This is a genomic window from Dactylosporangium sp. NBC_01737, assembly GCF_035963215.1.
Lineage (GTDB): Bacteria > Actinomycetota > Actinomycetes > Mycobacteriales > Micromonosporaceae > Dactylosporangium.
Window position 1 is genome coordinate 6,260,313 of the sequence record NZ_CP109153.1, and the last position, 22,728, is coordinate 6,283,040.

A 22,728-nucleotide genomic window follows, 5' to 3' on the forward strand; every position below is an offset into this window, starting at 1 on the left:
CGACGGCAACATTTAAAGCAGGCGCAGCACCGCGCTGAGGCCGTGAACCTTGCCAGGGTCACTCTCAGGCAGGACAAGGACGCTGCAGCCGGCCGCGGCGGCGCCGGCGTCCGCGGGGCTGTCACCGACCATCAGGGTCCGCTCCGGGTCGGTGCGCAGCGCCGCGCACGCCTTCCAGAAGATCGCCGGATCCGGCTTGCAGCGGCCGACCTCGTAGGAGAGCACGAACTCGTCGACCAGGTCGGCGAAGCCCAGCTGGGCGGCCAGGTCGCGCAGGTCGAAGCCGATGTTGGAGACCACCGCGACCGGTACGCCACGCGCACGCAGCGCCTGCAGGGTGGGGATGGTGTCGGCGTACAGCTGCCAGCCGTCGGCGATGAGCAGCCGGTCGTAGAGGGCCTCGGCCAGGTCGGCGTCAACGGTGGCGGCGAGTCCGGAGTACGCGGCCCGGTGCGCCTGCATGGACAGGTCCCGGTCGGCCCAGACCTCGGCGAGGTGCGCCGGCACCCGGTGCGGCTTCGGCCCGCCGGCCCGGCCCGCGGTCGTGAGCCGGTCGGCGAGCACGGTGGCCCGGCCCCGGTCCAGGGTGGCGCCGAGGCTCGAGGCCGCTGACGTCACCCACCTGACGGGGTCCTCCACCTGCGCGATCGTCCCGTGGAAATCCAGGAGCACGGCCTCGACGGGCCGCCATGTACTTGGTGGTTCAGCGCTTTCCGGCACGCCAGCACGATACCCATGAGCGGATCCGGGCATCTTTCGCCTAGCCTTGGGGTCATGACCACCCCCGCCGAGCGGTACGAAGCGGCCCAGAGGCGGGCTGAGCGTCCTGCGCTGACCGACTTCGTCGACGAGCTGGACTTCGTGCTCGATCCGTTCCAGGCCGAGGCGTGCGACGCCCTGGAGCGCGGCACGGGTGTGCTGGTGTGCGCGCCGACCGGTGCCGGCAAGACCGTCGTCGGCGAGTTCGCCGTCCACCTGGCGTTGCGGCAGGGACGCAAGTGTTTCTACACGACGCCCATCAAGGCACTGTCGAACCAGAAGTACAACGACCTCGTCCAGCGCTACGGCGCCGAGCGCGTCGGCCTGCTCACCGGCGACAACGCGATCAACGGTGACGCGCCCGTGGTGGTCATGACCACCGAGGTCCTGCGCAACATGCTGTACGCCGGCTCAGCGACCCTCGAGGGCCTCTCCTTCGTGGTCATGGACGAGGTGCACTACCTCGCCGACCGGTTCCGTGGCGCGGTCTGGGAAGAGGTGATCATCCACTTGCCGGAGTCGGTGACGCTGGTCTCCCTCTCCGCGACCGTGTCCAACGCGGAGGAGTTCGCCGACTGGCTCGTCACCGTGCGGGGCGAGACCACGGTCGTGGTCAGCGAGCACCGGCCGGTGCCGCTGTGGCAGCACATGCTGATCGATCGGCGGATGTTCGACCTGTTCCACGACGCCGAGGCGGCACAGAAGCACGACGTGCATCCGGAGCTGCTGCGGTACCACCGCGAAATGCTGCGCCGCGCCGAACTGGCCGGCAACCGCAACGGGCGGCGCAAGGGCCCCTACCGCCCGGAGATCGTCGAGCGCCTCGACCGGGAGGGGCTGCTGCCGGCGATCCTGTTCATCTTCAGCCGCGCAGGGTGCGACGCCGCCGTCCAGCAGTGCCTCGCCGGCGGGCTGCGCCTCACCGCGCCCGACGAGCGGGTCGAGATCCGCACCATCGTCGAGTCCCGCACCAAGCACATCCCCAGCGAGGACCTGCAGGTCCTGGGGTACTGGGAGTGGCTCGACGGCCTCGAGCGGGGCCTCGCCGCGCACCACGCCGGGATGCTGCCGGCGTTCAAGGAGGTCGTGGAGGAGCTGTTCGTCCGCGGCCTGGTGAAGGCCGTCTTCGCCACGGAGACCCTCGCGCTCGGCATCAACATGCCGGCCCGCTGCGTCGTCCTGGAACGGCTCGTCAAGTACAACGGCGAGGCGCACGTCGACCTGACCCCGGGGGAGTACACCCAGCTGACCGGCCGCGCCGGGCGCCGCGGGATCGACGTCGAGGGTCACGCGGTCGTGGTCTGGGCGCCGGAACTCGACCCGCGGCACGTGGCCGGGCTCGCCTCCACCCGCACGTATCCGCTCAAGTCGAGCTTCCGGCCGTCGTACAACATGGCGGTGAACCTCGTCGGCAGCGTCGGCGTACCCGAGGCCAGGGAGCTGCTGGAGAGTTCGTTCGCCCAGTTCCAGGCGGACCGCTCGGTGGTCGGGCTGGCTCGGCAGGTGCAGCGCAACGTCGACACCATCGCCACCTACGGCGCGGAGACCACCTGCCACCTCGGCGACTTCGACGAGTACTTCGGCTTCCGGGTCGCCATCGCCGAGCGGGAGCGCGCCATCGCCCGGCAGGGCGTCCAGCAGCGCCGCGCGGCGGCCCTGGAGTCCCTGGAGCGGCTGCGCCCCGGCGACGTCATCCGGGTGCCCACCGGCCGCCGGGCCGGCCTCGCGATCATCATCGACCCGGGCGTCGGCGGCCGCGGCTTCGGCGAGCCCCGCCCGCTCGTGCTCACCGAGGACCGCTGGGCCGGGCGCATCTCCGGCGCCGACTTCACCGCCGCCGTCGAGTCCCTCGGCCGGGTCAGGGTCCCCAAGCAGTTCAACTACCGCTCCGCCCAGGACCGCCGCGACCTCGCCGCGCAGCTGCGCCGCCTCGACCTGGACCCGCCCTCCCGCGGGCGGGCACGGAAGTCCGCGGTCGTGGACGACCACGAGCTGGACCAGCTGCGCGCCTCGATGCGCCGGCACCCCTGCCACCAGTGCCCGGAGCGTGAGGAGCACGCCCGCTGGGCGGAGCGCCGGTGGCGCCTGGAGCGCGACACGGAGGCGCTGCGCGGCAAGGTCGCCAACCGCACCGGCTCGCTGGCCCGCACGTTCGACCGGGTCTGCGGCCTGCTCACCGACCGCGGGTACCTCTCCGCCGGCGGCACCGTCACCGACGCCGGCCGGATGCTGGCCCGCATCTGGTCCGAGACGGATCTGCTCGTCGCCGAGTGCCTGCGCAAGGGCGTGTGGGACAAGCTCGGCGCCGCCGACCTCGCCGCCGCCGCCAGCGTCCTGGTCTACGAGGCCCGCCGCGAGTCCGACGACCGCGCCTCCATCCCGCGTGGCGAGGTCTCCGACGCCATCGACGCCACCCTGCAGCTGTGGTCCGAGGTGCGCGAGGACGAAGACTCGCGGGGCCTGCAACTGACCCGGGAGCTGGACCTGGGCTTCGTCTGGCCGGTGTACCGGTGGGCCCGCGGCGAATCCCTCACCAAGGTGCTCGGCAGCGTGCACGGACTGGAAGGCGACATGCCCGCCGGGGACTTCGTGCGCTGGTCCCGCCAGGTCCTCGACCTGCTCGGGCAACTCGCCGACGCACCCGGCGCCTCCGACACCGTGCGCCGCACCGCCCGCCAGGCGATGGCCGCCATGACCCGCGGCGTTCTGGCGTACAGCGTCATGGCGTGATCACGCAGCGATTTTTCACCCCATCGGATTAGAAAAATTCGTTTGGATCCGCAATGATGCTCTCGCCGGTAGGGCGTTTCCGGCGCGGGAGGAAGCATCGTGGGAGAGCTGCACCACTTCACGTACGGTCCGATCACCCCGATCTTCGCGTACGCGATGTCGTTCCTGGGTTCCCTCCTCGGTCTGGTGAGCACGGCCCGTGCCCGTGCCGCTACAGACACCCGCCGCCGAGCGTGGCTGCTGGTTCTGGCCGCGTGGGCGATCGGCGGCACCGGCATCTGGGTCATGCACTTCATGGCCATGATCGGCTTCAGCGTGACCGGTTCGCCGCTGCGCTATGACGTCGGCATGACCGTCGCGAGCTTCTTCATCGCCGTGATCATGGTCGGCATCGGCCTGTTCATCGTCGGCCTGGGCAAGCCGTCGATCGCGAAGGTCCTCATCGGCGGCCCGATCACCGGCGTCTCCGTCGCCTTCATGCACTACACCGGCATGGCCGCGATGCAGATCAACGGCTCGTTCGACTACCAGAGCAACCTCTTCTACGGCTCCTACGCCATCGCGGTCGTCGCCGCGACCGTTGCCCTCTGGTTCACCGTCGTGGTCCGCGGCATCCCCGCCACCATCGCGGCGGCCGCGGTGATGGGCGTCGCCGTCTGCGGCATGCACTACACCGGCATGGCCGCCATGCACGTCAACATCACCACCGACAACATCGCCACGGTCCCCGGCGTCGACGTCAACTGGTTCCTCGCCCCGATCGTCCTGTTCGTCCTGGTCGTGGTCATCGCCCTCGCCAGCGCCGTGATGGCCGTCCCCTCGGAGCGCGAGCAGGCCGAGGCCGCCGCGGTCCGCGACAAGATCGCCGCCGGCGAGGCCCTCCGCACCGCCACCGCCGGCCCGGTCTTCGGCGGCGGCTCCAACACCACCCCCGCCGCCCCCGGCACCGGCCAGGCCTTCTCAGCCCGCGCCGCCAACGGCATCGCCGACGCCCGCCGCCAACGCGGCCGCTGACCCCGCTCGCACTCCGCTGCCGCCGGCCTTCTGCCCGGCGGCAGCGCTGTTTCCAGGCGTTGCCGGTGTGGTCGTCCGCGGTGGCTCCGGCAGCATCCTGGCTGCCCCAGGCTTTTGGCCAGCGCCTCGGCCTGCACCGACGGCGTCCGCGGACGCCCGCCGCCAACGCGGTCGCTGACCCCCTGCTCGCCCTCCGCTGCCGGCCCTTTCGCCCGGCGGCAGTGCTGTTTCCAGGTGTTGCCGCGGGTGTGGTCGCCGGCGGCATCTTGGCTGCCCTGGGTTTTGGTCAGGTGTCTCGGCTTGCGCCGACGGCGTCGCGGACGCCCGCCGCCAACGCGGCCGCTGACCCTGCTCCTCCGGTGCCGCCGGTCTTTCCGCTCGGTGGCAGCGCTGTTTGCAGGTGTTGCCGGTGTGGTCGTCCGTGGCGGCTCCGACATGATCTTGGCTGCCCTGGGTTTTGGTCAGGTGTCTCGGCCTGCGCCGACGGCGTCGCGGACGCCCGCCGCCAACGCGGCCGCTGACCCCGCTCGCCCTCCGCTGCCGCCGGTCTTCCGCCCGATGGCAGCGTTGTTGCAGGTGTTGCAGGTGTTGCCGGTGTGGTCGTCCGTGGCGGCTCCGACAGCATCCTGGCCGCCCCGGGCTTCGGCCAGGTGTCTCGGCCTGCGCCGACGACGGCGCGGACGCCCGCCGCCAACGCGGCCGCTGACCCCGCTCCTCCGCTGCCGCCGGTCTTCCGCCCGATGGCAGCGTTGTTGCCGGTGTTGCCGGTGTTGCCGGTGTTGCCGGTGTGGTCGTCCGTGGCGGCTCCGACGGCGTCCTGGCTGCCCCCGGGCTTGGCCGGGCGTCTCGGCCTGCGCCGACGACGGCGCGGACGCCCGCCGCCAACGCGGTCGCTGTTCGTCCTTCGGCTGCGGCCAGCCATCTGCATGGAGCCATGCTGACCTCGCGGAGCAAATCGCCACAAAGCGCCCACCGTGCGTACCGGGCCAACCGCCGCCGTCCGGGCCGATGTGTTGCGACGGCCCGCGCCCACCTGTTGATGTCCGGGTTTGGGCTCTTTGTGGTTTTGCTCATCCCGGGAGTAGATCTTGCTTTTGATCGAAGTCGCGGGCCGGCCGTGTGGACGGCCACTGGGCGACTTCGATCACGGCAGCAAGATCGAAACTGCCCGCTCCCGTGATGGAGTCGATGGCTGGACACAGGCACTGCGAAGGCGGACGCGATCGTGCGGCGAAGATCGGCCTCCGACGCCTGGCGTGCCTCGGTCATCGGTGCCGATCGTTGCTCCGTGACCACCGAGACAGGCATGCGGAGAGGATCATGTGGTAATGAAACTGCATAAAGTGGGATTATGTGCCCCTGCAGCCGGGCGGAGTGGTGAGATCTCGGGAGACAGTCGCTGCGGGGTGATCGGCTGGCGGATACTTGGCGGGTGACCGAGGCAAGGCCCCGACTCAGGCGCACTGTCGGCGACTCGCTCGAGGACTTCGAGCGGGACCTGATATCCAACCTCTACTACCAGCGTGGCACGACGATCGAGTCGGCCAGCGGGCCCGACGGGTTTCACACCCTGGCGGTGACCGTGCGGGATCGGCTCGTCGATCGGTATGCGCGCACCGCGGCGGCGCACTACGCGGCCAACCCCAGGTTCGTCTACTACCTGTCGGCGGAGTATCTGCTCGGGCGGCAGTTGCGGCAGAACCTGCTGTACACCGACACCGAACGCTGGGTCAGGCCGATCGCCGAGGATCTCGGGGTGTCGCTCGAGGCGCTCGAGGTGTACGACGTCGAGCCCGGCCTCGGCAACGGCGGGCTCGGACGGCTGGCGGCATGCCTGCTGGACTCCATGGCCACGCTGGACATCCCGGCCGTCGGCTACGGGATCCGCTACGAGTTCGGCATCTTCAAGCAGACGTTCCGCGACGGCAGGCAGGTCGAGCGGCCCGACGACTGGACGTTCTACGGCAACCCGTGGGAGTTCCCCGCCCCGGACGACCGGCAGCTGGTCGGCTTCTACGGCTCGACGGCGCCCGATCCGAAGGACCCGACCGGGCTGAAGAAGCACTGGGTGCCGGGGGAGACGGTGCGGGGCGAGCCGAGCCACATGCTCGTGCCCGGGTACGGCACGCAGACCGTGAACATCATCCGGCTGTGGCAGGCGCGGGCCAGTCGCGAGTCGTTCGACCTGGCGCGGTTCGGGGTCGGGCAGTACGTGGAGGCCGTCGACGACATCGTGAAGGCCGAGAACATCAGCAAGGTGCTCTACCCGGACGACAGCACCGAGCTGGGGCGGGAGCTGCGGCTCAAGCAGCAGTACTTCCTCGTCGCGTGCTCGCTGCGGGACATCATCCGGCGGTACCGGCTGCGCAACAGCGGCTGGGAGGGGTTCGCCGACAAGGTGGTGATCCAGCTCAACGACACGCACCCGGTCATGGCGATCACCGAGCTGATGCGGCTGCTCGTCGACGAGCACGGGGTCGGGTGGGACGAGGCGTGGACGATCACCCGCCGGACGTTCAACTACACGTGCCACACGCTGCTGCCGGAGGCCCTGGAGACGTGGCCGGTGCCGCTTCTGGAGCGGCTCCTGCCCCGGCACATGGAGATCATCTACGCGATCAACCACTTCTTCCTGGAGGAGGTGCGGGCGGCGTACCCGGGCGACGTGGACGTGCTGCGCCGCATGTCGATCATCCAGGAGGGGGACGAGCGGCGGGTCCGCATGGCGCATCTGGCGGTCATCGGCAGCACGGCCGTCAACGGGGTCGCGGAGCTGCACACGAAGCTGCTCGCCGAGACGACGCTGCACGACTTCGCGACGCTGTGGCCGGAGCGGTTCCACAACGTCACCAACGGCGTCACCCCGCGGCGGTTCATGCGCATGGCCAACCCCCGGCTGTCGACGCTGATCACCGACACGCTCGGCGACGAGGGGTGGCTCACGGACCTGGAGCGGCTGCACGGGCTCGGCACGGCCGCCGACGACCCCGCGTTCCGCGCCGCGTGGCGTGACGTCAAGCGGCAGAACAAGGTCGAGCTCGAGGCCGCCGTCGAGCGCTCCACCGGCGTCCTCATCGACCCCGGCGCCCTCGCCGACGTGATGATCAAGCGGTTCCACGAGTACAAGCGGCAGCAGCTGAAGCTCCTGCACGTGATCACGATGGTCAACCGGATCAGGGCCGACCCGCAGGCGACCTACGTGCCGCGCACGGTGCTGTTCGGGGGGAAGGCGGCGCCGGGGTACCACGCGATGAAGCTGCTGATCCAGCTCGTCAACGCCGTGGCGGACGTGGTCAACACCGACCCGGTGCTCGCCCGGCACCTGAAGGTGGTGTTCCCGCCGGACTACAACGTGACGAAGGCACAGTTCGTCATCCCGGCCGCGGACCTGTCGGAGCAGATCTCCCTGGCCGGCAAGGAGGCGTCCGGGACCGGCAACATGAAACTCGCCCTCAACGGCGCACTCACCATCGGTACCCTCGACGGCGCCAACATCGAGATCCGCGACCGGGTCGGCGCCGACAACTTCTTCCTGTTCGGGATGGACGCGCCGGCCGCGGCCGCACTGCGGCGGTCCGGGTACTCGCCGCGGTCCTACTACGAGTCCGATTTCGAGCTGCGCCTGGCCGTGGACACGATCGCGTCGGGCACGTTCGCGAAGGGCGAGCGCAGCGTGTTCGCCCCGATCGTCGACGCGATGCTCGGCCGCGACGAGTACATGGCCCTGGCCGACTACCGGGCGTACGTCGACTGCCAGGACACGGTCGCCGAGGTGTGGACGGACACCGAGCGCTGGACCAGGATGTCGATCCTGAACACCGCCCGGTGCGGCTTCTTCTCCTCCGACCGCACGGTCCGCGAGTACTGCGAGCAGATCTGGAAGGTGGACCCGGTCCGCGTCAGTTCCTAGCGTGACGCTCCTGCGCTTCGAGGACCGCGTCGCCGTACCGCAACGCCCAGGCGCCCATCGCCCGCATCGGCTCCAGCAGCGCCGCCCCGGCCTCCGTCAGCTCGTAGTCGACGCGGGGCGGCGCTTCGGCGTACCGGCGTCGCTGCACGAGGCCGTTGCACTCCAGGCGGCGCAGCGCGTCGTTGAGGACCTTCGGCCCGATCCCGCCGATGCGCTCGGCGAGCACCCGCGGGCGGGCCGGGCCGCAGTCGGCGAGGGTGAAGACCACGACGCTGTCCCAGCGGTTGGCCAGGACCTCGAAGGCGACCCGCGCCCGGCAGTCGGCGGTGTACATGGCTGCCATCCTGCCCGTCCCGACGCACACCGTGTGGTGTGCATCGGCCCGCCTACCGTGGCGTGGCAGTCGGAGACGGGAGCGGGACGATGCGCATCGGCATCCTTGGCACGGGCAACATGGCGGCGGCCCTCGGCGGCGCGTGGGCCGGCGCGGCGCACCAGGTGCTGATCGGCGGGCGTGACCCGGCGAAGGCGGCCGCCGTGGCGCAGCGGATCGGCGCGGCCGGGCACGGCACCTCGCGGATGCGGCGCGCTTCGGCGACGTCGTGCTGGTCGCGGTGCCGGCCGGCGCGGCCGTCGCGGTGACCGCCGCCCTCGCCGGGCATCTCGCCGGCGGGACGGTCGTCGACTGCACCAACCCGCTGCAACCGACCGGCGACGGGCTCATGGTGACGGCGCCCGTCGCCCACCGGCTCGCCGGCGCCGCACCCGCCGCGCATGTGGTGAAGGCGTTCAACCTGTGCCACGAGAGCATCTGGACACTGCGGCCGCCGGTGTACGAGGACCGCCCGCTCGTCGTGCCGTTCTGCGGCGACGATCCCGGCGCGGTGGCGACGGTGCGCGACCTGATCGCCTCGATCGGCTGCACCCCGGCGCACTGCGGCGGCCTGGCCCGCGCGACCTACCTGGAGGCGACGGCGGCCCTGGCGATCGGCATGTGGTTCGCCGGCGCCGAGCCCCGCTGGGCGTTCCCCGCGCCGGCAGCAGCGCCGGCGGAGGCTTAGGCAGCGGCCAGGGCGTCCACGATGCGTTTCGTGGCGCCGGCGAGGCCCCAGCGCTCGGCGAGGGCGAGCAGCGCGTCCGGGTCGGCGGGGGAGGCCGGCAGCTTCGTCTCCAGGTCGCCGAGCGGGATCGTGCGCGCCACCGCCACCACGTCGCGGGCCGAGGTCAGGTACTCGCGGCCGGCGACGATCTTCGCGCGCAGGCCAGGGGCGAAGCCCGACGCCGGGTCGTCGAGGGCGGCGAGGATCCCGTCGAGGTCGCCGTACCGGTCGACGAGCCGCGCCGCGGTCTTCTCCCCGACGCCGGCGACGCCCGGCAGGCCGTCGGACGGGTCGCCGCGCAGGGCCGCGAAGTCGGCGTAGCCGGCGGCCGGCACCCCGTACTTGGCGTGCAGGGCGGCGTTGTCGAGGACCTCGAGCTTGGCGACGCCGCGGCCGCAGTACAGCACGGTCACCGCGCGGGCGTCGTCGATGAGCTGGAACAGGTCGCGGTCGCCGGTGGCCACCTCGATCGGGCCGGGCTCGCGGGTGGCGAGGGTGCCGATGACGTCGTCGGCCTCGTAGTCGTGGGCGCCGACGGCGGTGATGCCCAGCGCCGCCAGGAACTCCAGGATGATCGGGACCTGGACGGACAAGGCGTCGGGGACCTCCTCGCCGCCGGCCGGGGTGAGCCGGTGCGCCTTGTACGACGGCAGCAGCGCCACCCGCCACGCCGGGCGCCAGCTTTCGTCGAGCGCGCAGACCAGCCGGTCGGGGCCGCGGCCGCGCACCAGGGTCGACAGCATGTCGAGGAACCCGCGCACCGCGTTGACGGGGGTGCCGTCCGGGGCGAGGGCGGCCTTCTCGGGTACACCGAAGAAGGCGCGGAAATAGAGGCTGGCGGAGTCGATGAGCAACAGGGGACGGGCCACCCGGCCAGCCTGCCATGAACCAGCGATCTAGCGCAGCACGTGCACGCGGGTCGTGGTGCCGGTCTGGCTGGTGTGCCGCTGGACCAGGTCGGCGAGGAAGTGCACCATGACCAGCCCGCGCCCGTCGCCACTGCCGTCGGCGGGGCGCAGCCGGCCGGCCATCACGTCGGTGAGGCTGCCGAAGTCGCGGACCTCGCAGACCACCCGCGCGTCGTCGCGCCAGGTGCGCAGCGTGCCGGAGCCGCCGGCGTGCATGATGCTGTTGGTCGCCAGCTCGTTGACCGCGCTCTGCAGGTCGCTGATGCGGTCCGGCGGCAGGTCCGCATCGAGGCCGAGCTCGACGACGGTGCGGCGGACCTTGACCAGGTCGCCGACCTCGAAGCGCAGCGTGGTCGCGCCGAACGGCGGCTCGGACAGCGGCACGTTGTAGACGTCGGTGACGCCGTACGGGTCGTAGCCGTCGCTGGCCGCCTTGCCGTTGGCGTCGACCACGATCGGGTGGGTCGCGTAGGAGTCCTTGACCATGTGCGGCTCAAGAAGGCTGGTGTCGTAGGGGCACAGGATCGCCGCCTCACGGCCCGTGAACGCCACGTTGATCATCGCCTCGTGCTGGACGCAGGCGGGATACTCGTCCTCGGAACGGCCCTTCCAGATCGGCTCGCCGATGATGCGGACCCGGCGGCCGGGGTGCGCGTCCATGAACCTCGACAGCACCCACGGGATGATCCGGCCCGGGTTGCGGCCCGCCTCGGTCATGTCGTGAAACGTGACGACCTCGGCGAACGCGCCGAGGCGCTCCCGGATCAGGCGCACGTTGGCGGGCGGCGCGGCGACGGCGACGGGCTCACCGAGGGCGACGCCCTCATAGATGAAGTTCATCGTGCCATCGAGATACGTGGCATGGTCGTGATAAAGCAACGCCTCATGGACGAACGGCTCGTCGGGCCGGCCGCCGGGCGTGGAGTCGCTGCGGGCGCTCATGAGATGCGCTGCTCATCTCGATTCGGAAACAGCTCGGGTCCTGGCCTTTACTCAAGCTCCGCTTGCAGACTACGCCACGCCACGCCACGCCGGGTCGGCCGACACCCTGTCCGTTGGTATCGACGCCACGCGGTCGACTCAAGACCCAAACGAACGTTAAGCTTGCTCACGTGTCCCAGAAGGAACAGCGACTCCGTGCCGCGCAGCTCGCCGCCACCGCGGCCGGGCTCGACGCGCTGCTCATCCCGCCCAGCGCTGACCTGCAGTATCTCACAGGTTACGACGCGCACGCACTGGAGCGGCTCACGCTGCTCGTGCTGCCCGCCGACGGCGAGCCGACCCTGATCGTGCCGCGCCTGGAGCGGCCCGCCGCCGAGGCCGCCGATCCGCGCGGCGTGCGGATCGTCGATCACGCCGACGGCTCAGACCCCTACGACCTCGTCAGCGCCGCGCTGGCCGGCAAGCCCGAGACCGTCGGGCTCGGCAACCGGATGTGGGCCGAGCAGGTCCTCGCGCTGCGCGCCGCGCTGCCCGGCGCCGAACAGCGCCTTGCCGGCGCCGTCCTGGCCGCGCTGCGCGTGCGCAAGTCACCCGACGAGGTCGAGGCGCTGCGCCGCGCCGGGCAGGCCATCGACGCCGTGCACGCCCAGATGGGGCAGTGGCTGCGGGCCGGGCGCACCGAGAACGAGGTCGCCGCCGACATCGCCGCCGCGATCCGTGCCGCCGGGCACGCAACCGTCGAGTTCACCATCGTCGCCGCCGGCCCCAACGGCGCCAGCCCGCACCACGGCACCTCCGACCGGGTCATCGGTGCCGGCGAGCCCGTCGTCGTCGACATCGGCGGCCGGATGCCCGACGGCTACTGCTCCGACTCGACCCGCACCTACTGCGTCGGCGAGCCGCCCGCCGAGTTCGCCGACTACTACCAGGTGCTGTTCGAGGCACAGCGCGCCGCCGTCGCCGCCGTGCGGCCGGGCGTCACCGCCGCGTCCGTCGACGCCGTCGCCCGCGACCTGATCGCCGCCGCCGGCTACGGCGAGGCGTTCCTGCACCGCACCGGCCACGGCATCGGCCTGGACGGGCACGAGGAGCCGTACATCGTCGCCGGCAACGACACCCTCCTCGAAGCGGGCATGGCGTTCTCGATCGAGCCCGGCATCTACCTCGCCGGCCGCCACGGCGCCCGCATCGAGGACATCGTCGTGTGCACGCCCGGCGGCGTCGACCGGCTCAACACCGTGCCGACCGAGCTGGTGATCCTGTGAACCGCGTGGAGCGGGTCCTGCCGACCGAGGAGGCCGCCGACCTCATCGGCCTGGTCCGCGAGATCGCCGACGGCGAGCTGGCGCCCCGCGTCGACGACTTCGAGGCCCGCGCCCAGTTCCCCCGCGAGCTGTTCCGGCTGCTCGGCCGCGCCGGGCTGCTCGGCCTGCCGTTCGACGTCGAGCACGGCGGCGGCGGCCAGCCGTACGAGGTCTACCTGCAGGTCCTCGAGGAGCTCGCCGGTCGCTGGCTCGCCGTCGCCGAGGGCGTCTCCGTGCACAGCCTCGCCTGCTACCCGACCGCCGCGTTCGGCACCGAGACACAGCGCAAGCGGCACCTGCCCGACATGCTCGGCGGGGAACTGCTCGGCGCCTACTGCCTGTCGGAGCCGCAGAGCGGCTCCGACGCCGCGTCGCTCACCACCCGGGCGGAGCCTGCCGGCGACGGCTACACCGTCAGCGGCACCAAGGCCTGGATCACCCACGCCGGCAAGGCGGACTTCTACAACGTGTTCTGCCGCACCCCGGAGGGCATCTCGTGCCTCCTGATGGACGCCGGCACCCCCGGGCTGCTGCCACAGGCACCCGAGCGGACCATGGGCCTGCGCTCCTCCACCGTGGCGCAGATCGTCCTGGACGGCGCGCACGCCCCCGCCGACCGGCTCCTCGGCGAGGCCGGCGGCGGATTCAAGATCGCGATGAGCGCCCTGGACGGCGGCCGGCTCGGCATCGCCGCCTGCGCCGTCGGCCTCGCCCAGTCCGCGCTCGACTACGCCGTGCAGTACGCCAAGGACCGCGCCCAGTTCGGCCGGCCGATCCTGGAGTTCCAGGGCGTCGGCTTCATGCTCGCCGACATGGCCACCCAGATCGCCGCCGCGCGGGCCCTGTACCTGTCCGCCGCCCGGCTCCGCGACGCCGGCCGCCCGCACAGCGCCGAGGCGGCCAAGGCGAAGCTGTTCTGCACCGACACCGCGATGCGGGTCACCACCGACGCCGTCCAGGTCCTCGGCGGCGCCGGTTACGTGGCCGACCACCCCGTGGAGCGGTACATGCGCGAGGCCAAGGTCCTGCAGATCTTCGAAGGCACCAACCAGATCCAACGCCTCGTGATCGCCCGATCGCTCTGAGGATCACGCCTGCGACGAAGTTGCCGGGCAGGTTAGGGTTCCAGCCGTGGAAGAGACCGATCGCGCGATCGTGGCGGCCCTGGCCGTCGACGGACGCCTGTCATACACCGACCTCGCCGAGCGGGTCGGGCTGTCGGTGTCGGCGGTGCACCAGCGGGTGCGCCGCCTCGAGCAGCGCGGCGTCATCAAGGGCTACGCCGCACGGCTCGACCACGACGCGATCGGGTTGCCGCTGACGGCGTTCGTGGCGATCCGGCCCATCGACCCGTCGCAGCCCGACGACGCGCCCGACCGGCTGGCGAAGCTGCCGCAGATCGAGTCGTGCTACTCCGTCGCCGGCGACGACTTCTACCTGCTGCTCGTCAGGGTCGAGAGCCCCCTGGCGCTGGAGCGGCTGCTGCAGGAGATCCGCACCGCCGCCAACGTCATCACCCGCACCACGGTCGTGCTGTCCACGCCCTACGAGAACCGGTCACCCAAGATCTAGGCCGCGGCGCGGGCGACGGCCTCGACGACGCCGGCGGTGTCGGACAGGTCCGGCAGGACCACGTGCGCCCCGGCCTGCTCCAGCACGGCGACCGAGTAGCGGCCCGTCGCCACCGCCACCACGCCCGCACCCGTCAGCAGCGCCGCCTCGACGTCCAGGGGCGTGTCACCGACCAGGACCGTCCGCCGGCCCTCGAACGACCGCTCGTACCGCTGCCGCGCCGCGCCTCTGGCGATGTCCACCAGGTTCGCCCGCACGGCGTGGCTCCAGCCGTAGGCGCCCGCGTCCAGGTCCAGGTGCTCGACCAGGCCGAACGGCCCGAGCTTCACCTCCGCGATCCGCCGCAGGTTGCCGGTCAGCACCGACTGCACCCCGGCCACGGAGGTGAGCGCGTCCAGGGCACCCGGCAGCGCCCGGCCCCGCACCGGCAGCAGGTGCGCCAGCTCGTCGAACGCGGTCTCCGCCGCGGCCCGCAACGCCTCCAGCTGCTCCTCACCGGCCGGCGCGCCGTTGAGGTGCAGCACGTCGTGGGCGATCGCCCGGTCGGTGCGCCCGGCCATCGGCGGCTGGTGCACGATCGGCCGGCCGAACCGGCGCAGGAACGCCAGATCGTACGCCTCACGACCGAGCCCATCGACGTCGACGAGTGTATGGTCAACATCCCAGAGCACCAGAACCTCGTCCACGAGACGCACTGTAGCGAAACGAGGCAGAATGAGGCGGATGGGCGACATCGTGGTGGTGCGGCACGGCCAGACCGAGTGGAGCGCCAATGGGCGCCACACCTCCAGGACCGATCTCGACCTCACCCAGGAGGGTGAGGAGCGGGCCCTCGCGCTGAGCCGCGCGTTCGTGACGGCGGGGTTCGTCGCCGTCATCAGCAGCCCCCGCAAGCGGGCCCTGCGCACCGCCGAGCTCGCCGGCCTCACCGTCACCACGGTCGACGCCGACATCGCCGAGTGGGACTACGGGACCTACGAAGGGCTCACCACGGCCGAGATCCGGGCCGAGCAACCCGACTGGGACCTGTGGACCGACGGCTGCCCCGACGGCGAGTCCCCGCAGCACGTCACGGACCGGCTCGACCGGTTCCTGGCCAGGGTCGCGCCGATGCTCGTCCTCGGCGACGTCGCCGTCGTCAGCCACGGCCACGCGTCGCGGGCCCTCGCCGCGCGGTGGATCGGCGAGCCGGTCACGTTCGGCGCGCGGCTCAACCTGGACACCGCGACCGTGTCGATCCTCGGCCACGAGCACGACCGCCAGTCGATCCGGACCTGGAACGCGACCGTCCACTGAGGACCCGGTACCCCCGCGGGGGTACGGCCGCCGCCCCGCCTGACCCCGGACTGGCCCGGCTGAGCGGCCGCGAGCTGGAGGTGCTGCGGCTCATCGGCGAGGGCCACAACAACGCGGAGCTCGCCGACCTGCTCGGCATCGCCGAGTCCACCGCCAAGACCCACGTGAAACGCATCCTCGCGAAGGTCGACGCCCGCGACCGCGCCCAGGCCGTCGTCATCGCCTATCAAAGCGGCCTCATGAGAATTCGATAAATAGGGTTGTCGTCGTCGCGGACGCGGCCTATCGTATTCAACAACACCGGATGAAACACGAAGCGACAGGAGACAGGCCATGAAGCGGCTCCCCTCGAATGCACCGCAGCGGCGCCAGCCGCTCGGCGGCGGGGAAGCCGTGCTCGAGGGCGGTTTCCTCGGCTATCGCGGATGTCGTCTTGAGCGACTTCTGGAGCACCAGGGCAGGTGGAGCGGCTAGCGTCCCGCTGGCAGCGCACCCACCGCCCTTCCCGAACCGGGAACCGGGCGGTTTTTCTTTGCCCCTCCTCGGCGGTTGAATGCTGTTCTTTGAAAACTCCAGAGTGGATGACGCACGTCTATATGACGTGCAATTTATCGCCCGTGAGGCTGAGGAAGGTAGACCACCGGACTCTCAATCCGGCAGACCGGGTTCAACCCCCGGACGGGCGACGAACCTGTCGTGCACCTGTGCGACGGGGGTGAGCCGGACGTTTCAACGATCGGGATGCGGGTCGCAACTGCCGACGGGGGAGTTCGCGATCGCGAAGTGTGGTCATCTGCGCGCGGTAGTCGTCCAACAGGTAGGACACCTGCCTTCCAAGCAGACCGTTGACGGGGTTCGAGTCCCCGCTACCGCTCCGGGTGCCGGGGCGCCGACAGTGCCGGGGGGACTGTCAGCGTCCCGCTCCACCCCCCGCACGTCCAGGCAGTGCTCAAGGAATGTCCATGCGGTTGTAGCTCAGTCAGGTCAGAGCGTCGCCTTGCCATGGCGAAGGTCCCGGGTTCGAATCCCGGTTGCCGCTCCGTTCTTCCGCCCGGGTGGGCCATCACCCCGCCCGGGCCCTTGCAGGCTGGTGTAACCCGGCAACACATCCGGCTCTGAACCGGACATTGGGGGTTCGAATCCTCCGCCTGCAGCGCGGCCCCGGCAGGGGCGGCCACGCCCTCGTGGTCCAAAGGTAGAGGCACGGCGTTGAGGTCGTCGTAGGTGCGCGTTCGAATCGCGCCGAGGGCACGCACAGCACGTCTTCGTAGCTCAGTGGAGAGAGCGCCAGGTTGCGGACCTGAAGGTCGCTGGTTCGAGTCCAGCCGAGGACACGTAGGTACATGTGCCGCTAGCTCAACTGGTAGAGCTGCTGACTCTTAATCAGCGTGTTCGGGGTTCGAGTCCCCGGCGGCGCACAACGGGGTAGAGGAGTTCGGTCGTCCTCATCGGTCTCATAAGCCGAAGATCGTGGGTTCGAATCCCACCCCCGTAACGATGGCGCGGTGGACGAATTGGGAGAGTCGCCCGGCTTTCACCCGGGACACTGTGCGGGTTCGAGGCCCGTCCGCGCTACGCAGAGAGCCGATCCGGCGTCGCCCAACTGGCAGGGCACACGGCTGTTAACCGTCCAGGTCCCGGTTCGAATCCGGGCGCCGGAGCAACACCACCATCATGCGGGTGCGCCGACGTCGGAGAGTCGGGCTTGGCTGTAACCCAGGTGCCATCGCGCTCAGGGGGTTCGATTCCCTCCACCCGCACGCACGTCACACGCCTTCGTAGCTCAGTGGAGAGAGCACCAGGTTCCGAACCTGACGGTCGCTGGTTCGAGTCCAGCCGAGGGCACGCTCGTGATCAGCCTTGTGATCAGCCTTGTGATCGGCCCGGTCGAATGCCCGAGAGGCAAGGGGCCCGCCTGCAAAGCGGTATACGCCGGTTCGAGTCCGGCTTCGGCCTCAAGCACACGTCATCCACTGTGGAGCAGCTTCGCACCGACCACGCCGGCGTGGTCGGTGCGAAGATCGTTGTGCTGGGCGTGTCGAAAACGCCGGGCCGGCTCCGTTCCCATGGTGACTGCGCCCGCCGGTGCGCAGCGTGACGTGAGGAGACGGGGGATGGCGAAGTACCTGCTGATCGTGGACTACAACGGTGGTGTCGTGGACACGCCGATGGAGCAGTGGGCGCCGGAGGAGATCAGGGCGCACATGGACTACTACGCGGCGCTGCGGCAGGAGCTGCTCGACAGCGGCGAGCTCGTGGACCAGCACGCGCTGACCGGGCCGGAGCACGCGAAGGTGGTCACGTCCGACGGGGTCGGCGCGCCGGTCGTCACCGACGGGCCGTTCGCCGAGTTCAAGGAGATGCTGGCCGGGTTCCAGCTGGTCGACGTCGACTCCGAGGCCAGGGCGATCGCGATCGCCGCGAAGATCTCCCAGGTGCCCGCTGCCGGTGGGGTCCCGCAGCAGCAGCCGATCTGGGTCCGCCGGGTCATGGACGCGGCCGACTTCGAGCTGCTGACCTCCGAGGTCTGAGCCGGTGGCCGACCGGGTCGAGGATCTGCTGCGCGAGCTGGCGCCGCAGGTCCTCGGTGTGCTCGCCCGCCGGTTCGGTGACTTCTGCGACGCCGAGGACGCCACCCAGGAGGCGCTGCTCGCCGCCGCCACGCACTGGGACGCGGTCCCGGACAACCCGCGGGGCTGGCTGATCCAGACGGGGTCGCGCAAGCTGCTCGACCAGCGGCGCGCCGATCGGGCGAGGCGACGACGGGAGACGCTCCCGATGGAGCCGCCGCCGGTGGTGTACGACGAGGACGACACCCTGATGGTGCTGTTCCTGTGCTGCCATCCGGGGCTGGGGGAGGCGTCCGCGATCGCGTTGACGTTGCGGGCGGTCGGCGGGCTGACCACCGGCGAGATCGCCAGGGCGTTCCTGGTGCCGGAGGCGACGATGGGTCAGCGGATCAGCCGCGCGAAGCAGCGGATCCGCACCCTGGAGGCGCCGTTCCGGATGCCGGAGCGCCCGGAGTGGGCCGACCGGCTGCGCTCCGTGCTGCACGTGCTGTATCTGATCTTCAACGAGGGGTACGCCGGCAGCTCCGGCCCGCTCGTCCGCGTCGACCTGTCCGGTGAGGCGATCCGGCTGGCCCGGATGCTGCACGCGCTGCTGCCCGGCGACGGCGAGGTCGCCGGGCTGCTGGCGTTGATGCTGCTCACCGACGCCCGCCGGCCGGCCCGCGTCGACGACGACGGCGACCTGGTGCCACTCGCCGAGCAGGACCGCGGGCGGTGGCTGCGGCCGCTGATCAGGGAGGGCACCGCCGTGCTGGACGCGGCGTTCAGTGCCGGGGCCGTCGGGCCGTACCAGCTGCAGGCCGCGATCGCCGCCCTGCACGACCGGGCCGCCGGCGTGCAGGACACCGACTGGCCGCAGATCCTCGCCCTGTACGGGCTGCTCGAACGCATGACTGGTAGCCCCGTCGTCGCACTGAACCGGGCGGTCGCGGCGGCGATGGTGCACGGCCCGGCGGAGGGGCTGCGCCTGCTCGACGCCCTCGACGACCGGCTCGGCGCGGGTCACCGGCACGACGCGGTCCGCGGGCACCTGTGCGAGCTGGCCGGTGACGCGCAGGCCGCGGTCGTGCACTACCGGGCCGCGGCGGCCCGCACGGCGAGCACGCCGGAGCGCCGGTACCTGACGATGCGGGCGGCCCGGCTCAACGGCGGAATTGTCGTACCCCCGTCGTAGCGTGTGTGCATGGCTGACACGAACATCACCACGCCGGGCGACGGCGACGTCGGCGCATTCGTCGACGGGGTCACCGACGAGCGGCGCCGCGCCGACGCCCGGCATCTCGTCGAGCTCATGGGCGCCGTCACCGGGCAGCCCGCGGTCCTGTGGGGGCGGGCGATCATCGGTTTCGGGTCCCGGCACTACCGCTACGAGTCCGGCAGGGAGGGCGACGTCCCCGCGGTCAGCTTCTCGCCCCGCAAGGCGCAGACCGTGCTGTATCTCAACGGCGGCCTGGACGCCTATCAGGATCTGCTGGACCGGTTAGGCCCGCACACGACCAGCAAGGGCTGCCTGTATCTGAAGCGGGTCGGTGACGCCGACGACGCCGTCCTGCGCGAGCTCGTCGGCCGCTCGTTCCGCATGACCTTGTAACAAGGGGTTCACCAGACATTCATACCCTGATATACGTCGATGCGTGGCGTTACCCGCCACGGATGGACCCAGTCAGGGAGGGCCAGTGAGAAAAAGCATCGCGGCGCTGATCGGCGCCGCGCTCGTCATGCCTGCGACGGCGACCGCCGCGTTCGCGGGACCCACCGTCGAGGTGTCGGGCAGTGCGGTCACCGTCGCCGACCGGGCGCTGCGGCTGCACGCCGCGGACGCGAAGGTCGCGGGCGGCGACGCGTTCCAGGTCTACCGCACCGAGGTCGACGCGACCGGCGCGGCCCACGTGCGCTACACCCGCACGTATCACGGCCTGCGCGTGTATGGCGGCGACGTCGTCGTGCACACCGACAGCAGTGGCGGCTACGCGGGCACCTCCAACAGCCTCGACGCGCCGCTGCAGCTCAGCGTCGCCCCGGCCGTCGCGGCCGTCACCGCGCAGCGCGCCGCGAAGGCGGCCTTCGCCGGCCAGGTGACCGCCACCCGCTCGCCGCAGCTCATGGTCGACGCCTCCAGCGGCACCGGCCGCCTCGCCTGGGAGAGCGTGGTCGAGGGCTGGGCGCCCGACGGGCAGACCCCGTCCGTGCTGCACGTCGTCACCGATGCGACCAGCAACGCGGTCCTCGGCTCCTGGGACGAGATCGAGACGGTCGCCGGCACCGGCAGGACCATCTACTCCGGCAACGTCAGCATCGACACGACGCTCAGCAGCGGCACCTACCGGATGAGCGACCCCTCGCACGGCAACAACACCGCCTGCGACATGAACAACCGGACCTCCGGCACGTGCACCGTCTTCACCGACGCCGACAACACGTGGGGCACCAACGCCAACGGCAACCGGCAGTCCGCCGGCGCGGACGCCTACTTCGGCGCGGCAAAGACGTTCGACTACTTCAAGAACGTCCACGGCCGCAACGGCATCTTCGGCAACGGTGCCGGCGTGCCGAGCCGCGTGCATTACGGCAACGCCTACGTCAACGCGTTCTGGGACGGCAGCCGCATGACCTACGGCGACGGCTCCGGCAACGCGCGGCCCCTGGTCTCCCTCGACGTCGCCGGCCACGAGATGAGCCACGGCGTCACCGCCAACATCGTCTCCGGCGGCCTCACGTATTCCGGCGAGTCCGGCGGGCTCAACGAGGCGACCAGCGACATCTTCGGCTCGATGGTCGAGTTCTACGCCAACACCGCCAGCGACCCGGGCGACTACCAGATCGGCGAGAAGATCAACATTCGGGGCAACGGGACGCCGCTGCGCTACATGTACAACCCCTCCCTGGACGGCTCGTCGCACAGCTGCTGGTCCTCCAGCACGAAGAACGTCGACGTGCACTACTCCTCGGGCGTGGCCAACCACTTCTTCTTCAACCTCGCCAACGGCACCGGCAGCACCTCCTTCGGCACGTCGCCGGTGTGCGGCTCCGCGCCCGCGGTGGTCGGCATCGGCCGGTCCAAGGCGGAGCTGATCTGGTTCCGTGCCGTGAACCTGTACTTCACGTCCAACACCTCCTACGTCAACACCGCCAACCCGGGCAACACCGCCCGCGCGTACTCGCTGCGCGCGGCGTCCGACCTGTACGGCAACTGCTCGACCGAGTACAAGGCGGTCAGGGCCGCGTGGACCGCGGTGAACGTCGCCGGCAGCGACGCCGCCTGCCCGTGACCTTGCTCCAGTGACGCATTGCCCGGCCACACGTATGGCCGGGCAATGCGTGTCCGGGCCATGTGTGTGGGCGTTCGGCCCGGGGAGCCGATTCCGCCCGTCCGTGCGGCGCCGCGGTGCAACGTCGCCGGCAGCGACGCCACCCGCCCGCAGGCTGTTCCAGCGACGCGGAGCCCGGGCAGGTGCGCGGCCGGATCATCCCGTGGGTGGCCGTTCGATCGGGTAGCCGATTCCGCCCGTCCGTCGGGGCGGTACCGCAGATGATCACCGGTACCGTACGCGCATGGACGGTGGCGGTGCGACGCTCGGGGTCGACTTCGGTACGTCGCACACCGTCGCGGTGCTGCAGCGGGAGCGGTTGGACACGCTGCTGTTCGACGCGTCGCCGCTGCTGCCGTCGGGTGTGTTCGCCGAGTCCGACGGGCGGCTGCTCGTCGGGCGGGACGCGCAGCGCAGCGCCCGGCTCGACCCGGCGGCGTACGAGCCGAACCCGAAGCGCCGCATCGACGAGACCGCCCTGCTGCTCGGCTCGGCGGAGCTTCCGGTCGTCGATGCCGTCGCGGCCGTCCTGGGCCGGGTGCGGGCCGAGGCGGAGCGGGTGCTGGGCGCCGCGCCCGCACGGGTCGTGCTGACGCATCCGGCCGGCTGGGGCGGCCACCGGCGCGGGCTGCTGGTCGACGCCGCCGCGGCGGCCGGCCTGCCGGCGGTGACGGCCGCTCCCGCCGTTGCCGCACCTGCCCCGGGAACGGCGCCGCCGAGTGCGCCACCGTCGGCCCCGCCGAGTGCGCCACCGTTGGCCCCGCCGAGTGCGCCGCCGTCGGCGCCGCTGGTCACGGCGCCGGTTGCCGCGCCTGAGCCCGCCCTGGCCCCGCCGCCGGTGACCGAGCCGTTGTGGCCGCAGGACGCCCACGTGGTGCTCGGTCCCGTCGCGGAGTCCGGCCGGCTGTTCCGTCGCCTGCCCCCTGCCGCCCGAGGCCGCGCGGAATCAGCCGGTGTGTGGCTCCTCGCCGCCGTGGTGCTGGTGACGGCGCTCACTGGTCTCCTCGCCCCTCTCGTCGGCGGACCGGACAACGACATCCTGGTTCTCGCGTTCTTCACGGCGCCGTCTGCGATCGTGCTGGCGTATCGGCTCGCCCGCCGGCGCTGGTCCGGCAGGTGGATCGTGGACGCGGTGGTCGTGCTCCCTGTCATCGGACTGCTGGTGTTCGCAGCCGGCACCTCCTTCGACGCCGCGAACGGCTACGTCGACCCGGCGCTTTCCACCGGCATGGCCGTGACGGCCGCGCTCACCGCCGCCGCCGCCGGTGTGTGGGGTACCAGGGCGGTGCGTGACCTGCATCGCTGACAGCACATA

20 protein-coding genes and 13 tRNA genes are annotated in these 22,728 nt (G+C 71.3%); 28 read left to right on the plus strand and 5 right to left on the minus strand.

All coding sequences use genetic code 11. The features are described 5' to 3' along the window. Positions 1-12: 12 nt before the first annotated feature. Complete coding sequence (locus OHA72_RS28190) at positions 13-753, minus strand: HAD family hydrolase (protein ID WP_327010811.1); 741 nt, start codon at positions 751-753, stop codon at positions 13-15. A gap of 21 nt (positions 754-774) precedes the next feature. On the opposite strand from OHA72_RS28190, the gene OHA72_RS28195 reads away from it, so the two are divergent. From OHA72_RS28195 to OHA72_RS28205, 3 genes are all read left to right on the plus strand, one after another. Then, positions 775-3,489: a DEAD/DEAH box helicase gene (locus tag OHA72_RS28195; RefSeq protein ID WP_327010812.1), complete on the plus strand. Its 2,715-nt coding sequence runs from the start codon at positions 775-777 to the stop codon at positions 3,487-3,489. 99 nt (positions 3,490-3,588) lie between these two features. Then, a complete protein-coding gene (locus OHA72_RS28200) occupies positions 3,589-4,503 on the plus strand; it encodes an MHYT domain-containing protein (protein ID WP_327010813.1) in 915 nt (304 codons plus the stop codon). Positions 4,504-5,935: 1,432 nt separating this feature from the next. Continuing rightward, positions 5,936-8,413 (plus strand): glycogen/starch/alpha-glucan phosphorylase, encoded by a 2,478-nt coding sequence (locus OHA72_RS28205; RefSeq protein WP_327010814.1) that lies wholly within the window; start codon positions 5,936-5,938, stop codon positions 8,411-8,413. Here the strand turns inward: OHA72_RS28205 and OHA72_RS28210 are convergent. Further along, entirely contained in the window at positions 8,403-8,747 is a 345-nt protein-coding gene (locus tag OHA72_RS28210) for a winged helix-turn-helix transcriptional regulator (protein WP_327010815.1), read from the minus strand. The genes OHA72_RS28205 and OHA72_RS28210 overlap by 11 nt on opposite strands. 89 nt (positions 8,748-8,836) lie before the next feature. Here OHA72_RS28210 and OHA72_RS28215 point away from each other — a divergent pair, with 89 nt between their 5' ends. Together OHA72_RS28215 and OHA72_RS28220 are read left to right on the plus strand one after the other, a co-directional pair. Further along, positions 8,837-9,055: an NAD(P)-binding domain-containing protein gene (locus OHA72_RS28215; RefSeq protein WP_327010816.1), complete on the plus strand. Its 219-nt coding sequence runs from the start codon at positions 8,837-8,839 to the stop codon at positions 9,053-9,055. Beyond that, positions 9,016-9,474, plus strand: a complete 459-nt coding sequence (locus OHA72_RS28220; RefSeq protein WP_327010817.1) for an NADPH-dependent F420 reductase — start codon at positions 9,016-9,018, stop codon at positions 9,472-9,474. Before OHA72_RS28215 ends, OHA72_RS28220 begins: the two co-directional genes overlap by 40 nt. Here OHA72_RS28220 and OHA72_RS28225 read toward each other — a convergent pair. Continuing rightward, positions 9,471-10,382 (minus strand): 5'-3' exonuclease, encoded by a 912-nt coding sequence (locus tag OHA72_RS28225; protein ID WP_327010818.1) that lies wholly within the window; start codon positions 10,380-10,382, stop codon positions 9,471-9,473. The two genes, OHA72_RS28220 and OHA72_RS28225, sit on opposite strands and share 4 nt — an antisense overlap. A gap of 27 nt (positions 10,383-10,409) precedes the next feature. After that, positions 10,410-11,363 carry an anti-sigma factor RsbA family regulatory protein gene (locus OHA72_RS28230; RefSeq protein WP_327010819.1) on the minus strand — a complete coding sequence of 318 codons (954 nt, stop codon included), beginning with the start codon at positions 11,361-11,363 and terminating at the stop codon, positions 10,410-10,412. A gap of 170 nt (positions 11,364-11,533) precedes the next feature. Between OHA72_RS28230 and OHA72_RS28235 the strand changes: the two genes are divergently transcribed. The 3 genes from OHA72_RS28235 to OHA72_RS28245 are packed head-to-tail and all read left to right on the plus strand — an operon-like array spanning position 11,534 to position 14,239. Then, the gene (locus tag OHA72_RS28235; protein WP_327010820.1) at positions 11,534-12,628 is read left to right on the plus strand and encodes a M24 family metallopeptidase; all 1,095 of its coding nucleotides are present in this window, start codon (positions 11,534-11,536) and stop codon (positions 12,626-12,628) included. A 5-nt stretch (positions 12,629-12,633) separates the two neighbouring features. Next, positions 12,634-13,752 carry an acyl-CoA dehydrogenase family protein gene (locus OHA72_RS28240; RefSeq protein ID WP_327011681.1) on the plus strand — a complete coding sequence of 373 codons (1,119 nt, stop codon included), beginning with the start codon at positions 12,634-12,636 and terminating at the stop codon, positions 13,750-13,752. Between the two features lie 46 nt (positions 13,753-13,798). Further along, the gene (locus tag OHA72_RS28245; protein ID WP_327010821.1) at positions 13,799-14,239 is read left to right on the plus strand and encodes an Lrp/AsnC family transcriptional regulator; all 441 of its coding nucleotides are present in this window, start codon (positions 13,799-13,801) and stop codon (positions 14,237-14,239) included. Here the strand turns inward: OHA72_RS28245 and OHA72_RS28250 are convergent. After that, complete coding sequence (locus OHA72_RS28250) at positions 14,236-14,925, minus strand: haloacid dehalogenase-like hydrolase (RefSeq protein WP_327010822.1); 690 nt, start codon at positions 14,923-14,925, stop codon at positions 14,236-14,238. The genes OHA72_RS28245 and OHA72_RS28250 overlap by 4 nt on opposite strands. A 37-nt stretch (positions 14,926-14,962) precedes the next feature. Here OHA72_RS28250 and OHA72_RS28255 point away from each other — a divergent pair, with 37 nt between their 5' ends. The 20 genes from OHA72_RS28255 to OHA72_RS28350 all read left to right on the plus strand — a co-directional run bounded on the left by OHA72_RS28255 (position 14,963) and on the right by OHA72_RS28350 (position 22,719). Further along, the gene (locus OHA72_RS28255; RefSeq protein ID WP_327010823.1) at positions 14,963-15,535 is read left to right on the plus strand and encodes a histidine phosphatase family protein; all 573 of its coding nucleotides are present in this window, start codon (positions 14,963-14,965) and stop codon (positions 15,533-15,535) included. 80 nt (positions 15,536-15,615) lie between these two features. Next, positions 15,616-15,789, plus strand: coding sequence for a response regulator transcription factor (locus OHA72_RS28260; protein WP_327010824.1), 174 nt, complete (start codon positions 15,616-15,618; stop codon positions 15,787-15,789). Positions 15,790-16,147: 358 nt separating this feature from the next. After that, positions 16,148-16,221, plus strand: a tRNA-Glu gene (locus OHA72_RS28265). A 113-nt stretch (positions 16,222-16,334) separates the two neighbouring features. Next, positions 16,335-16,409, plus strand: a tRNA-Gly gene (locus tag OHA72_RS28270). A gap of 90 nt (positions 16,410-16,499) precedes the next feature. Further along, positions 16,500-16,574, plus strand: a tRNA-Gly gene (locus tag OHA72_RS28275). 42 nt (positions 16,575-16,616) lie between these two features. Next, positions 16,617-16,689: transfer RNA gene (locus tag OHA72_RS28280), tRNA-Gln, on the plus strand. A gap of 24 nt (positions 16,690-16,713) precedes the next feature. Continuing rightward, a tRNA-Leu gene (locus tag OHA72_RS28285) sits at positions 16,714-16,786 on the plus strand. Positions 16,787-16,796: 10 nt separating this feature from the next. Next, positions 16,797-16,869: transfer RNA gene (locus OHA72_RS28290), tRNA-Arg, on the plus strand. Positions 16,870-16,880: 11 nt separating this feature from the next. Further along, positions 16,881-16,953, plus strand: a tRNA-Lys gene (locus OHA72_RS28295). A gap of 1 nt (position 16,954) precedes the next feature. Then, a tRNA-Met gene (locus OHA72_RS28300) sits at positions 16,955-17,027 on the plus strand. A 7-nt stretch (positions 17,028-17,034) separates the two neighbouring features. After that, positions 17,035-17,110: transfer RNA gene (locus OHA72_RS28305), tRNA-Glu, on the plus strand. A gap of 13 nt (positions 17,111-17,123) precedes the next feature. Further along, a tRNA-Asn gene (locus OHA72_RS28310) sits at positions 17,124-17,196 on the plus strand. A gap of 15 nt (positions 17,197-17,211) precedes the next feature. Next, positions 17,212-17,295, plus strand: a tRNA-Tyr gene (locus OHA72_RS28315). A 12-nt stretch (positions 17,296-17,307) separates the two neighbouring features. After that, positions 17,308-17,380: transfer RNA gene (locus OHA72_RS28320), tRNA-Arg, on the plus strand. A 40-nt stretch (positions 17,381-17,420) separates the two neighbouring features. Beyond that, positions 17,421-17,491: transfer RNA gene (locus OHA72_RS28325), tRNA-Cys, on the plus strand. Between the two features lie 158 nt (positions 17,492-17,649). Further along, entirely contained in the window at positions 17,650-18,066 is a 417-nt protein-coding gene (locus OHA72_RS28330) for a YciI family protein (RefSeq protein ID WP_327010825.1), read from the plus strand. Between the two features lie 4 nt (positions 18,067-18,070). Next, positions 18,071-19,279 (plus strand): RNA polymerase sigma factor, encoded by a 1,209-nt coding sequence (locus OHA72_RS28335; protein ID WP_327010826.1) that lies wholly within the window; start codon positions 18,071-18,073, stop codon positions 19,277-19,279. 9 nt (positions 19,280-19,288) lie between these two features. Beyond that, complete coding sequence (locus tag OHA72_RS28340) at positions 19,289-19,696, plus strand: DUF1801 domain-containing protein (RefSeq protein ID WP_327010827.1); 408 nt, start codon at positions 19,289-19,291, stop codon at positions 19,694-19,696. A 127-nt stretch (positions 19,697-19,823) separates the two neighbouring features. After that, positions 19,824-21,374 (plus strand): M4 family metallopeptidase, encoded by a 1,551-nt coding sequence (locus tag OHA72_RS28345; protein WP_442788748.1) that lies wholly within the window; start codon positions 19,824-19,826, stop codon positions 21,372-21,374. 283 nt (positions 21,375-21,657) lie between these two features. Continuing rightward, on the plus strand, positions 21,658-22,719 hold the full coding sequence (locus OHA72_RS28350; protein WP_327010829.1) for an Hsp70 family protein: 1,062 nt from the start codon (positions 21,658-21,660) through the stop codon (positions 22,717-22,719). The last annotated feature ends 9 nt before the right edge of the window (positions 22,720-22,728 follow it).

What these genes read in the sequence shown, in the direction of transcription:
- OHA72_RS28230 (WP_327010819.1), bottom strand. Translation starts at nt 11,363, where the DNA reads ATGAGCGCCCGCAGCGACTCCACGCCCGGCGGCCGGCCCGACGAGCCG.
- OHA72_RS28345 (WP_442788748.1), top strand. Translation starts at nt 19,824, where the DNA reads ATGCCTGCGACGGCGACCGCCGCGTTCGCGGGACCCACCGTCGAGGTG.
- OHA72_RS28255 (WP_327010823.1), top strand. Translation starts at nt 14,963, where the DNA reads ATGGGCGACATCGTGGTGGTGCGGCACGGCCAGACCGAGTGGAGCGCC.
- OHA72_RS28210 (WP_327010815.1), bottom strand. Translation starts at nt 8,747, where the DNA reads ATGTACACCGCCGACTGCCGGGCGCGGGTCGCCTTCGAGGTCCTGGCC.
- OHA72_RS28330 (WP_327010825.1), top strand. Translation starts at nt 17,650, where the DNA reads ATGGCGAAGTACCTGCTGATCGTGGACTACAACGGTGGTGTCGTGGAC.
- OHA72_RS28340 (WP_327010827.1), top strand. Translation starts at nt 19,289, where the DNA reads ATGGCTGACACGAACATCACCACGCCGGGCGACGGCGACGTCGGCGCA.
- OHA72_RS28195 (WP_327010812.1), top strand. Translation starts at nt 775, where the DNA reads ATGACCACCCCCGCCGAGCGGTACGAAGCGGCCCAGAGGCGGGCTGAG.
- OHA72_RS28215 (WP_327010816.1), top strand. Translation starts at nt 8,837, where the DNA reads ATGCGCATCGGCATCCTTGGCACGGGCAACATGGCGGCGGCCCTCGGC.
- OHA72_RS28350 (WP_327010829.1), top strand. Translation starts at nt 21,658, where the DNA reads ATGGACGGTGGCGGTGCGACGCTCGGGGTCGACTTCGGTACGTCGCAC.
- OHA72_RS28190 (WP_327010811.1), bottom strand. Translation starts at nt 753, where the DNA reads ATGCCCGGATCCGCTCATGGGTATCGTGCTGGCGTGCCGGAAAGCGCT.